12 protein-coding genes are annotated in these 12264 nt (G+C 54.0%); 7 read left to right on the plus strand and 5 right to left on the minus strand.

Translation table 11 applies throughout. From position 1 onward, the window contains the following. Window positions 1-113: 113 nt before the first annotated feature. On the plus strand, window positions 114-776 hold the full coding sequence (locus PJE062_RS13100; RefSeq protein WP_008549667.1) for a DUF1906 domain-containing protein: 663 nt from the start codon (window positions 114-116) through the stop codon (window positions 774-776). Between the two features lie 61 nt (window positions 777-837). Here PJE062_RS13100 and PJE062_RS13105 read toward each other — a convergent pair whose 3' ends face one another. Beyond that, window positions 838-3021: a malate synthase G gene (locus tag PJE062_RS13105; RefSeq protein WP_008550101.1), complete on the minus strand. Its 2184-nt coding sequence runs from the start codon at window positions 3019-3021 to the stop codon at window positions 838-840. A gap of 74 nt (window positions 3022-3095) precedes the next feature. On the opposite strand from PJE062_RS13105, the gene PJE062_RS13110 reads away from it, so the two are divergent. From PJE062_RS13110 to PJE062_RS13120, 3 genes are all read left to right on the plus strand, one after another. Next, window positions 3096-3383 carry a hypothetical protein gene (locus tag PJE062_RS13110; protein WP_157039163.1) on the plus strand — a complete coding sequence of 96 codons (288 nt, stop codon included), beginning with the start codon at window positions 3096-3098 and terminating at the stop codon, window positions 3381-3383. 19 nt (window positions 3384-3402) lie between these two features. Next, window positions 3403-4293, plus strand: a complete 891-nt coding sequence (locus PJE062_RS13115; RefSeq protein ID WP_008549582.1) for a DMT family transporter — start codon at window positions 3403-3405, stop codon at window positions 4291-4293. A 241-nt stretch (window positions 4294-4534) separates the two neighbouring features. Then, window positions 4535-5398 carry a hypothetical protein gene (locus PJE062_RS13120; RefSeq protein WP_157039172.1) on the plus strand — a complete coding sequence of 288 codons (864 nt, stop codon included), beginning with the start codon at window positions 4535-4537 and terminating at the stop codon, window positions 5396-5398. 7 nt (window positions 5399-5405) lie between these two features. Here PJE062_RS13120 and PJE062_RS13125 read toward each other — a convergent pair whose 3' ends face one another. Further along, the gene (locus PJE062_RS13125; protein ID WP_037036887.1) at window positions 5406-6872 is read right to left on the minus strand and encodes an ATP-binding protein; all 1467 of its coding nucleotides are present in this window, start codon (window positions 6870-6872) and stop codon (window positions 5406-5408) included. 378 nt (window positions 6873-7250) lie between these two features. Here PJE062_RS13125 and PJE062_RS13130 point away from each other — a divergent pair, with 378 nt between their 5' ends. Next, window positions 7251-7895: a hemolysin III family protein gene (locus PJE062_RS13130; RefSeq protein ID WP_008549837.1), complete on the plus strand. Its 645-nt coding sequence runs from the start codon at window positions 7251-7253 to the stop codon at window positions 7893-7895. 51 nt (window positions 7896-7946) lie between these two features. On the opposite strand, the gene PJE062_RS13135 is transcribed toward PJE062_RS13130, so the two are convergent. Next, window positions 7947-8261: a cupin domain-containing protein gene (locus PJE062_RS13135; protein ID WP_008549620.1), complete on the minus strand. Its 315-nt coding sequence runs from the start codon at window positions 8259-8261 to the stop codon at window positions 7947-7949. 198 nt (window positions 8262-8459) lie between these two features. Between PJE062_RS13135 and PJE062_RS13140 the strand changes: the two genes are divergently transcribed. After that, on the plus strand, window positions 8460-9527 hold the full coding sequence (locus PJE062_RS13140) for a dipeptidase (protein WP_008549553.1): 1068 nt from the start codon (window positions 8460-8462) through the stop codon (window positions 9525-9527). A 41-nt stretch (window positions 9528-9568) separates the two neighbouring features. Here the strand turns inward: PJE062_RS13140 and PJE062_RS13145 are convergent, their stop codons facing one another. Then, window positions 9569-10042, minus strand: a complete 474-nt coding sequence (locus tag PJE062_RS13145; RefSeq protein ID WP_037037042.1) for an Lrp/AsnC family transcriptional regulator — start codon at window positions 10040-10042, stop codon at window positions 9569-9571. Between the two features lie 161 nt (window positions 10043-10203). Here PJE062_RS13145 and PJE062_RS13150 point away from each other — a divergent pair, with 161 nt between their 5' ends. After that, window positions 10204-10650, plus strand: coding sequence for a DUF2000 domain-containing protein (locus PJE062_RS13150; protein WP_008549696.1), 447 nt, complete (start codon window positions 10204-10206; stop codon window positions 10648-10650). Window positions 10651-10726: 76 nt separating this feature from the next. On the opposite strand, the gene PJE062_RS13155 is transcribed toward PJE062_RS13150, so the two are convergent. Next, window positions 10727-12264, minus strand: a 1538-nt coding sequence (locus tag PJE062_RS13155; protein ID WP_157039173.1) for an ABC transporter ATP-binding protein, incomplete at its 5' end; no start/stop codon positions are given.

Consider the following 12264-nt stretch of genomic DNA (forward strand, 5'->3'; position numbering starts at 1 on the left):
CCGCCCTTCCATGCGCAGCGTATAACTTCGCTAACCATTGGAACTGATGGGCTCTCACGGCCTTTCTCTCACGTTCGTCATCACTCTGCATAACAATAAGAAGCAGAGAAGCCATGACTGACGATAAAGGCATCAAGACCGAACCTGCCGTTGATACAGCTACAATTGTGGAAGTGCTGGCGAATGCAATCGCCAAGAAAGGGTATAAGGCCGTTGGGCGTTACTACTCCTTTTCCAAATGGAAGCAACTGAAACCAACTGAGGCCCAGCAGCTGATTGCTGCGGGCCTTTCTATCATCACCGTTTACGAGGATAGCAACGACAGGCCCTCGTCCTTCACCGGAGCGACGGGCTCACAGCAGGCACATCAGGCGCTGCATCTTGCGCAGGAGGTGATCAGACAGCCCAAAGGCTCCGGCATCTACTTTGCCGTCGATTACGATGCCTCTTATTACGACTATGTCCACTACATCAAACCCTATTTTCAGGCGATCCAGTCCGTCTTTAAGGAGGCAGGCGATCCTTATCGAATAGGTGTTTATGGGAATGGGTTGGTCAGCAAAAATGCACTGAAAGATGGTCTTGTTGAGCTGACGTGGCTCAGCCAGTCCAAAGGCTTTCGAGATTATGAGGCGTTTCGCAAGAGCAGGAAGTGGAACATCCTGCAGGGTGATAGTGTCAAAATCTCTGGCACTGAATTTGACAGTGACACGATCAATCTGAGCAATGGAGACTTTGGCGGCTTCACAAACCTTACGCCTAAGGCTGATAGCTAATCTCTGCCAATATAGGGAAGAAGCCTGCGCAGCGTCACAGAACTGCGCAGGTGGTGTTTTATCAGGCTGATGCGCCGAACTTTGCCTTGGCTTCAAGACGGCGTTTGTGCAGCACTGGTTCGGTATAACCACTTGGCTGGATGCGGCCTTTGAAGACCAGATCACACGCAGCCTGGAAGGCGACGGAGTTGTCAAAGTCAGGCGCCATGTTGTGGTAGGCCGGGTCGCCTGCATTCTGCTCATCCACCACAGCGGCCATACGCTTCATGATCTCCAGCACCTGCTCTTCAGAGCAAACATTGTGATGCAGCCAGTTGGCGATGTGCTGCGAGGAGATGCGGCAGGTTGCACGGTCTTCCATCAAAGCCACATTATGGATGTCTGGCACTTTGGAACAGCCGACACCATGCTCTACCCAGCGGACAACGTATCCGAGGATGCCTTGTGCGTTGTTTTCGACTTCTGCCTGAACATCTTCCGGTGTCCAGTTTGGATTGGTGGCGACCGGAATGGACAGGATATCGTCCAGCTTTGCAGGTTCGCGGGTAGACAGTTCTTCCTGAACGGCTGGCACGCAAACCTGATGGTAATGCATGGCATGCAGGGTTGCTGCGGTTGGAGATGGCACCCATGCGGTGTTCGCACCGGCTTTTGGATGGCCGATCTTCTGCTCCAGCATGGTGTGCATCAGGTCTGGCATGGCCCACATGCCTTTGCCGATTTGCGCATGTTCACGCAGACCACACGCAAGGCCGGTGTCTACATTGTGGTTTTCATAAGCACTGATCCATGTGGCCTGCTTCATGTCCGCCTTGCGGATCATTGGGCCAGCTTCCATGGAGGTGTGGATCTCATCACCGGTGCGATCAAGAAAACCTGTGTTAATGAAGCATACACGGGACTTGGCGACGCGGATGCACTCCTTGAGGTTGACCGTGGTGCGGCGTTCCTCATCCATGATGCCCATTTTCAAGGTGTTGCGTGGCAGTTCCAAAACATGTTCCACGCGACCAAACAGCTCGTCCGCAAAAGCGACTTCTTCCGGGCCGTGCATCTTTGGCTTCACGATGTAAACGGAGCCGGTGACGGAGTTCATGTTGCGTGCAGTCGAGCCTTCACGCAGGCCGATATCATGGATCGCACAAAGGGAGGTCACCATGGCGTCCATGATGCCTTCAAAGACCTCGTTGCCATCCTCATCAAGGATCGCCGGATTGGTCATGAGATGGCCAACGTTCCGCACCAGCATGAGGGAGCGGCCCTTCAGCGCCAGAGCATCACCCTGTGCATCGGTGTAGTGGCGGTCGCCATTCAAGGCACGGGTGAAGGTTTTGCCGGTTTTGGTGACTTCTTCCTTCAGGTCGCCATTCATCAGACCCAGCCAGTTGCGGTAGGCCAGTGCTTTATCTTCGCCGTCTACAGCTGCAACAGAGTCTTCGCAGTCCATGATTGTGGAGATGGCGGATTCAAGAATGATATCGCTAATGCCTGCTTTATCAGCAGCACCGATCGGGCTGGAGCGGTCAAACAGTACATCAAAGTGCAGGCCGTTTTTCTGCAGCAGGATGGACTTTGGCTCGTCCTTGTCACCAGCATAGCCAACAAACCCGAGAGGGTCCTGCAGGCCTGCCATGTCGCCGTTTTCAAGCGTCAGAGCCAGTGAGCCACCCATAATGGCGAACTCGGTGACGTCAGCCCAGCTGCCTTCATCCAGCGGCAGAGCTTCATCCAGCTTCTTGCGGGCATAGGCGATGACTTCTGCGCCGCGGGCTTCATCGTATCCGCCAGCCTGAGGGGTGGAGCCCATGGCGTCGGTGCCGTAGAGCGCATCATACAGGGAACCCCAGCGCGCATTGGCAGCGTTGAGGGCGTAGCGCGCGTTCATGACAGGCACAACAAGCTGAGGACCGGCGATCTCTGCGATTTCCGGGTCAACGTTGGCTGTATCAACGTCGAAGCTTTCACCTTCCGGCAGTAGGTAGCCAAGTTCTTTGAGGAAGGTTTTGTAGGTTTCCAGATCAATCGTGCCCGGGTTGGCTTTGTGCCAGTCGTCGATCTTGGTCTGGATGTCTTCACGGATCTGGAGCAGTTCGCGGTTGCGTGGTGTCAGATCCTTGATGATCTGCGCGAAGCCTTCCCAGAACTGGTCGGATGCCACTCCGGTACCCGGAAGAGCCTCCTTCTCTACGAAATTGTAGAGTTCCGGTGAAACCTGAAGTGATGCAACGCTTACTCTTTGCGACATGGGTCCCCCTCGTTTTGTCATTTTTAGCAGGATATGCCGTCACTTCCTGCCGCTGAGTTTTCCAGACCTGACCCTTGCAAATTCAATCTCAAGTTTCAATGCATCAATTCGTTACCGCGCTGCTCAAAACACAGGTGATTGATTGGGTTGGTCGAGTACTCTTTAATAAGGCTTTGATTTTGGCGGCATTTCGGCAGGTTTTGCAAGCAGCTATAGAAGGCTGGTACATACTTGATGAAACCTCTACAGCCCTTGCGGAAAATAGCCTTGCATTTATTTGGGGCAAGGTGAAGTCTGTTTGCACCTTTCCTGCGGGCACTCCCACCCGCCTTTTGACAGTGAGTTTACATGCCTATCCTTAGTTCCCTGTACAGCAGACCGATGCTGCTTCTGGTGTTGACTACGCTCATGTGGAGCGGCAACGCAGTGGCGGGTCAGCTTGCGGTGGGACACGTGTCGCCCATGGTGATCGTGTTTTTAAGATGGGCGATTGTGGCCGGGCTGATGAGCATGATTGCATGGCGTGATCTTGTGGCTTCATGGGCACAAATCCGCCCTCACCTGATCAGCATTGCCCTGATGGCTGCCTTCGGCTTTTCTGGCTTTAACGGCCTGTTCTATCTAGCAGCTCACAACACCACTGCGGTGAACATGGGCATTTTGCAAGGCTCCATTCCGATGATCGTTGTGGTGGGGGCCTACTTCCTGTTTGGATCCAAGGTGACGCTGATCCAGTTCATCGGTATTTTGCTGACCTTGCTGGGTGTGTTTGTTGTAGCTAGTCAGGGCAGTCTTGAGGTTCTGTTGAACCTGCACATCAATCCGGGTGACGCGCTGATGCTGGTGGCTGCTGTGTTTTACGCTGGCTATACGCTTGCGCTGCGCAACAGACCCAAAGTGCCTGCGCTCGCCTTTTTTGCGGTGATGGCGTTTGTTGCAGCTTTGGTTTCCGTACCGATGCTGGCGATTGAGTACAGTCAGGAAACACTCGCATGGCCAACATTCCAGGGCTGGCTGGTTATTCTTTACATCTCCTTCTGCCCATCCTTCCTCGCACAGATCTTCTACATGCGCGGGGTTGAGCTCATCGGGCCGAACAGGGCGGGCGTGTTCGTCAATCTGGTGCCGGTGTTTGCCTCCGTGATGGCAATTATTCTGCTGGGCGAAGTGTTTGCATTCTACCACGGTGCCGCTCTGGCGCTGGTGCTGGGTGGCATCTGGATTGCGGAGAAATTCGCCTGGGAGAAGCGGTTCACAAAAGCGAAAGCCTGATCTTCGACAAGAGGATCGTTACAACATAACAGGTGCATTACTCACAGACTGCAAAGTCTACTGTTTTAGTAGACTTTGTTTTTGTGCTAAATAACGCAAAAGTGTTGTTGTGTCGTGTTCAGCCACCTGTCAGCCAGACATGCACGCCTCGTAACTATAAGTTCCATCGCGCTCTTTGCCTAAATCCGATCATTACGGTGCCTCAAAAGCGCAATTGTACATCCAGAGGTTTGCGTTGGCTGTGTCTACCGGTCTTCCACCTACAGATATTCCCGCCTCAGAACATGCGGGCATCCCTGCGCGCTTTGCTGGGCTGATTGCTGCAGCCCATCCTGATGGGGGCGAGCTGGTTTCAGCGCGGGCAATTACTGCACCTACTGAGCACGTGGTGGCAGCGGAACTGCGTGAGTTTTCTGGCTTTGACAGCAACTTTGCTCTGGTTGCCAAGCACATGATCGACTTCATCAAGGAAGATCGCGGTGCACCAACCACCAAGATTGCGGCCAGTCTTGCGTTGAAGACCATGTGTCAGACACTGCTCAACCGGATCTCGGTGACCTATCTGCTGACCGGGCGAGCTCCACGCATTGATGAGCTGCGGTTTGTGCTGCATGGCAAAGGGCCTTGGGTTGAGGTGTTCTTTGATCCGCGCCTTTCAGAAGAAGATTTTGAGCTGAACCCGGATCAAGGTCCGGCGGAGTTATTTGCGCTTTCCATCTGCCTTGAGGAGATCATTCGGGTCTTCCACCGCGAGCTGGGGCGGCGGAAAGTAGCGCCTTCAGTGTTTTACTCCACCGTAGCCATCTCCATCACCTCACCATTTCTGGTGTTACGGCGCCATGGAGCCAAGCCCACTGAGGTGGCCAGCATTATGCGGGCTTATCTGGCGAGCCTTGGGAAGAAGATCAATGGTGGGATTGTTTGGCGGCAGCGCGAACATGAGGGACGGATTGAGTATGCACCGCGCCGCAAAGCTTGCTGCCTGAAGTATGTTCTGCCCTCCAAACCGCATTTGTGCTCGACCTGCTCGCGCAGCACAGAGACCACGTTCTTTGATGAGGTCGAAGGCCCGGTGGGCGGCCATTCCTTGCCGGATGGCCGCTGAACAAAGCTTACTTGGTTGCGGTTTGCTTGCCGATGTCTGGCAGTGTCACGATACGGTTTCCACGCAGATCACTTGCACAGATGATGAAGCCCTGCTCTTCCATATGGGTGAGCAGCCAACGGGCGCGGCCCGGTGAGCGGGTGCCATAGGCTTTTGCGATCTCCAGATCTTCCGGGCATGGTTCGTCCGCAAATGCAGCTTTTGCCAGCAGCAGATAGACGCCGCGCATTTCTTCTGGAAGCTGTCCGGCGATGACCTCGGCCTGCTGCCAGTCACCCTCTTCCACTTCCTTCTTGTCCACGCCAGCGCGGGCAACAGAGAGAAGCTTGCGGAACTTTGCGAGGTCCTGAGACTTCAGACGTTCAATACGACAGCGGACCTGGAAATCCTGATAGAGCTGGGAAACCGGCGCGAAGGCTGCTTCCGGATCTTCAAGGATCTTGGCGATGATTTCCTGATACTGCTGGTTCTTTTCTTCCAGATTGAAGAGATCTTCCGGCTCGGCTTCAACCACTTCCCTGTGCTGCGCCTGCATGTTGCTGGCGGCGGTTTGGGAGAGCTGCAACATTACGTCTTTTGCGGAAGGCGCAGCCACGCGATTGTTGTGCAGCACCGGATCATTGTCAGACGCGGTAAAGATCAGTTCAGCCGCGGTTTCAACGGGCTGGTTCGGCATTGGCATCAGCTTTGGAGACCCACCGCGGCTACCGGTCACAACTTCACCGATCACCACTTTTTGCGGGCGGCGGGTCATTGCTGGGCCGAGGGAGATGAACTGGCCACGTTCCAGATTTCGGAACTGTTCTGCCTGACGGCGGTCCATGCCCAACAGGTCGGATGCACGGGCCATGTCGATATCAAGGAAGGTACGCCCCATCAGGAAGTTGGAAGCTTCTGCTGCCACGTTCTTGGCGAGCTTCGCCAGACGCTGAGTGGCGATGATGCCTGCCAGACCACGCTTACGGCCACGACACATAAGGTTGGTCATGGCCATCAAAGACAGGCGGCGCGCTTCCTCACCAAAGTCACCAGAGGCGGCAGGTGCAAAAAGCTGCGCTTCGTCCACCACGACGAGAACGGGATACCAGTACTGGCGGTCGGAATCGAACAGGCCGTTCATGAAAGCGGCGGCAGCTTTGAGCTGTTTGTCCGGCTCCAGATGTTCCAGATTAAGCACCACGGAGATGCGGTGCTGGCGTACGCGAGCGGCGATCATGGTGAGTTCGCGATCATTCATGGTCGCTTCAATCACCACGTGCCCGAACTCATCAGCCAGCGATACGAAATCCCCTTCCGGATCGATCACAACCTGCTGAACCCAAGGCGCGCTCTGTTCCATAAGGCGACGCAGCAAGTGCGATTTACCCGATCCAGAGTTCCCCTGGACGAGCAGTCGCGTGGCAAGCAATTCTTCAAGATCGACAACACTGGAGGTACCATGGGGGGTGACACCCATTTCGATGCTGACCGTCATTCAAAATCTCTTGTTGTGCCGTTTCAAGGCAGTGATTAACCGTGGTTCCGGCAATATCGGAGTGCTGGGAGGCGCACCAAAATCCATGATTCTTGCGGAAATAGCAAAGCCCGCAGCAGCGTTCTATTGCTTTCCCACAAGTGGTCGGTGCGGCCATCAGACCAGCGCAATATTGGCAGTAAAGTCCTGAGAGCCAATGCCACATCTGAAGGATGGAGGCAATTGGATATGCCCGATTTCCAAGGGGCAACCCACCCTGCTCTGTCAAATGCCCATATATTGACCAGTTTGCACAGTAGTTTCAGTTGAGTTGAGATGCTAAGGGCGGCATTATGTAGTTCAACATAGTTCGGGTGCATTCGGGGGGACAGCCTGCGCATGAGAATAGAGACCTACGCGGAAAAAGTGGCTGATGGCGTGATCCATGTTTTGGGAATTGCCTTTGGTGCAGCTGCTACCACTGCCTTTGTGATGGTTTTGTGGGCGGCTGACGACTATGCCCGCCAAATCAGCATTTACGTTTACACAGCCACACTTCTGGCCATGCTGATCTGTTCTGCGACCTACAACATCCCTGAAAAAGACAACAAGCTGGGTCTGCTACGGCGCTTGGACCACTCCGCGATTTACTTCCTGATTGCAGGTACTTACACGCCGCTGTGCCTGATGGTGTTGGGCGGTTGGCTTGGCATTTCCATGCTGGTCGGCATCTGGGTCTGCGCCATTGCGGGAGCGGCCATCAAGATCTTGCATATGCGGCAGCTGGATAAGCTTGCGGTGCCGATCTATCTGGCGATGGGCTGGGTTGGTTTCTTTGCGGTCGTGCCGATCTACAACGAGCTTTCCGTGGCTGGCTTTACGCTGCTGGTGACTGGCGGCGGTCTCTACACTGTTGGGACGCTGTTTTACATCTGGAAGAACCTGCCGTTCCAGAATGCCATCTGGCATGGTTTTGTGCTTTCAGCCGCAGCCTGTCACTTTGCCATGATCATGGTGGATGTGGCCCTGCCCGGACTGGCTTAACACCCAGTGATCTTTTGCGGGAGGGGCCGTGCCCCTTCCCTGTCTGCTGGTTCAGACACTTCCCTCCGTTTCTACCACCAGCACGCGCGCTTCGCCCTGCGGATGAGCGACATGTTCTGTGCCGATAGCGGCGAAAAAGATATCTCCCGGCTGCATCATTGCAGAGAGCTCTTCTCCCTCCTGCCGGTACTTCATCTCAACTGTACCATCCAGAACCACGAAGACCTCCTCTCCGTCATTGATGTGCCATTTGTATGGTTTATCGGTCCAATGCAGGCGCGTTGTAATGCCGTTCATTTTGGCGATGAGCTGTGCGCCCCACGCCTTGTCTGCCGTAAAGTCAGAGCCTCTGATAACTGTCGCCATTGCGCCTTCCCCTCTCAACACCACTCAGAAAGTTGGAGTGATCCTATTGATTTTAAGGGTTTAATATTTAACAGTGTAGTTTCAAATTCCGCCAATGTGACCTAGCTTTCTGCCAGAAGCCCTGGGTTTGCGTAGATCCCAGCTGTGTTTCAGCATTGGCATTTTTCATAGTGATATTTCTATTTCCCGGAGTTCTTCATGACAGATACTGCCCCGAACCTTGTTCCGGTCTTTGACGGCCACAACGATACGCTCCTTTCACTGGAGCGCCGGTCGCAAACGCCGAAGGAACGCAGTTTCTTTGAGGAGGCCAGTTACGATCACATTGACCTTCCGCGTGCTCGCAAAGGCGGGTTTGCCGGTGGTTTGTTTGCCATGTTCACCCCATCTGTCAGAGCCAAGCCGAAGGAAGGTGAAGAGGTCGACTTCAAGAGCCCTGAACACTTCAAAACGGTGCCACAAAAGGAAGCACTGGACTATACGCTGAAGCTATTGGATATCGCCGAAGACCTGGAGGCCAAGGGCGACGGTGCGGTGAAAATTTGCCGGACAACCGGTGCGATCAAAGACGCGATGGATGCAGATCAGCTTGCCATGGTGCTTCATGTTGAAGGCGCTGAGTGCATCGATAAGGACTTTGAGGCCCTTGAACTGCTTTACGAGCGCGGGCTTCGCTCTATTGGTCCTGTGTGGAGCCGTGAGACGATCTTCGGTTATGGCGTGCCGATGGAGTTTGAGCATAGCCCAGACATTGGACCGGGCCTGACTGAAGTTGGCAAGGAGCTGGTGCGCCAGTGTAATCAGCGCGGCATTCAGCTGGACGTTTCTCACCTAAACGAAAAGGGCTTCTGGGATCTGGCAAAGATCACCGACAAGCCTATCGTGGCAAGCCACTCCAACGTGTTCAAGATCTGCCCGATGAGCCGTAACCTAACGGACAAACAACTGGATGCAATTGCAGAGTCCAAAGGTCTGGTGGGCATCAACTTCGCCGTATTCTTCCTGCGCCCGGACGGTCAACTCAACTCGGATATGCCGCTGGATGTGATCCTGCGCCATGCGGACTATCTGATCAACAAGCTGGGTGAAGATGGGGTTGCCATTGGCTCAGATTATGACGGCTGTCTGGTTGCCAAGGACATCAAGGATGTGACTGGTCTGCCTAATCTGATCAACGCATTCCGCAAGGCTGATTTCGGTGAAGAGCTCATCGCCAAGATTGCACACAAAAACTGGATCAGTGTGCTGGAGCGTGCCGGGATTTAAGCTAACCTTCATAGCGGATGGCCTTTCCGATAAGCACGCGCTTAGATTGGCCATCCGGTGAGCGGTTTTAGTTCCTTCAGCACGAAGTTGCTTTCCATGGCTTTGATGCCCGGCAAGCGCCGTAGGGTGTTCATGGAGAACTCTGCATAGGCGTCAAGATCTTCGCAGACCACCTGAAGCACAAAGTCCACCCCTCCGCCGACAGAATAGCAGGCGATGACCTGCTCAAGCTTCAGCACTGCCTCTTCAAACTCGACAGCCTGCTCCACATTGTGTGCATCAATCTGGATGGTGACGATCACGAGCACACCAAATCCGAGGGTTCGGCGATCCAGCCGAGCTGAGTAGTCGCTGATCACCCCTTCTTGTTCCAATCGTCTGACACGCCTCCAGCAAGGTGACGTGGACATTCCCACCTTTTCAGCAAGCTCTGTGTTGGAGAGACGTCCTTCCTCCTGAAGAACCCGCAGGATCTTCTTATCTGCGGCATCTAATTGAACAGCTTGCTTTTGCATTTCGCTCTTCGCCAACGTCCTTCTCCATTCTAGGCAGAAGCTACCTTATAATTTAACAATATGGGTAGATCCTACCTGCTCAACAATCATCGCAGGTCAAAATAGATCAGATTGTCTCTACTCGTCCAGATACTATCCCTTGAACAGGAGGTAGTATGTTTATGAGTCAAATCGAAAAACAGCCGTTGCGGGGTGAGCAGGATTTGCGGCTGGCTGTTGTGGTAGATCCAGATTTGCCAGTTGGTTTACTTGCCAACACTGTAGGAGCCATATCTGTCGGGATCGGAACTGCGAATGCAGGACTTGGTGGTGTCACTCTCACAGACGGTGATGGTGCGTCTTTCAAGAGCAGTGCAGATCGGCCTGTGCCCATACTTCAGGCCAATAGCGATCAGATGCGCGTCGTCCTGGAGAAGTCTGCTGCACGTCTCGATGAGATGACGTTGGTTGTCTTTCCAGCCTTTGCAAGATCCATTCATACATTCGCGGACTATGAAGCGCTGGTGCCGACACAGGCCCTTAAGAGCGAGAAGATCGATGGGATCGGGCTTTGTGGCCCCAGCAAATTGGTGCGCTCGCTGGTCGGTTCACTAAAGCTGCTTCGGTAGACCTCAGAGCATCAAAGCAAAAACCCCGGCACATGGCACCGGGGTTTTCTTATTTCAGAAGATCTGATTGCTTAGCTTATGCTGGTTTCAGAGCCGCCGCTGCAAGTAGTTCTTTGGTGTAGTCTTCTTTCGGATTGGAGAAGATCTCTTCTGCCAAACCCTTTTCAACCACTTCACCCTTCTGCATCACCATCACGGTATCGGACATGGCGCGAACCACTGCCAGATCGTGAGAGATGAAGAGGTAGGTCAGGCCATGTTCTTTCTGCAGGTTGCGCAGAAGCTCAACCACCTGCTTTTGTACGGTACGGTCCAACGCGGAGGTCGGTTCGTCCAGCACAACAAGCTTTGGATTGAGGATCATGGTGCGTGCAATCGCGATACGCTGACGCTGTCCACCAGAGAACTCGTGTGGGTAGCGGTTGCGCATTGCCGGATCCATGGACACTTCTTCAAGCGCCTGAATAGCCCGCAGATCACGTTCCTTCGCTGAAAGCTGAGGCTCATGCACCAGCAGACCTTCGGTGATGATCTGGCCTACGGTCATACGTGGAGACAGAGACCCGAAAGGATCCTGGAAGATGAGCTGCATTTCTTTACGAAGTGGCTGCATCTTCTTTTTGGTTGCACCGGTGATGTCACTACCGAGGTAAACCACACGGCCACCTGCTGTTGGCAGAAGCTGAAGTACAGCACGGCCAAGTGTGGACTTACCGGAACCGGATTCACCCACAATACCGAGGGTCTGGCCTTCACGCACTTCCATGGAAATGTCGTTTACGGCACGCAGAACGTGGTTTGGCTTGAGGAAACCAGTTTCGGTTTCAAACTCAACGCGCACGTCCTTTGCATCCAGAACAATCGGGTTGCTGTCAGGCACTACAGCTTTCGAACCGGTTGGCTCTGCATCCAGCAGCATCTTGGTGTAATCGTGCTGAGGGTTACCAAAGATTTTTTTGGTGTTGCCCTCTTCAACAACTTCACCAGACTTCATCACGTACACACGGTCGGAGATGCGCTCAACGATACCCAGATCGTGGGTGATGAACACAACTGCCATGCCGAGGCGTTTTTGAAGGTCCGCCATCAGCTCAAGAATCTGAGCCTGCGTGGTCACGTCGAGCGCAGTGGTTGGCTCGTCCGCGATCAGGATATCCGGATCGTTTGCGAGCGCCATTGCGATCATGACACGCTGACGCTGACCGCCAGACATCTCATAGGGGAACGCTTTTACCTTACGAGCCGGCTCAGGGATGCCAACGAGTTCGAGCAGTTCAACCGCACGTTTCTTCGCGGTTGCCCAGGTGTACTCACCGTGCTCAACCATTGGCTCACAGAGCTGGCGCTCAATGGTGTAAAGCGGATCCAGAGACGTCATTGGCTCCTGGAAGATCATGGTGACTTTCGCACCACGGATCTTGTTGAGCTTGCGAATGGAAGAGCCGAGGATGTTGTTGCCACGGTAACGGACTTCACCATGCGTGATGCCGTTGCCTGCCAACAGACCCATTGCTGCCATCATGGTCTGGGATTTACCAGAACCAGACTCACCCACAATTGCGACTGTCTCGCCGGAATCCACATGGATGTTCACGCCTTTAACCGCGTGAACCA

It is taken from the genome of Pseudovibrio sp. JE062, from assembly GCF_000156235.1.
In the GTDB taxonomy this organism is placed as follows: domain Bacteria; phylum Pseudomonadota; class Alphaproteobacteria; order Rhizobiales; family Stappiaceae; genus Pseudovibrio.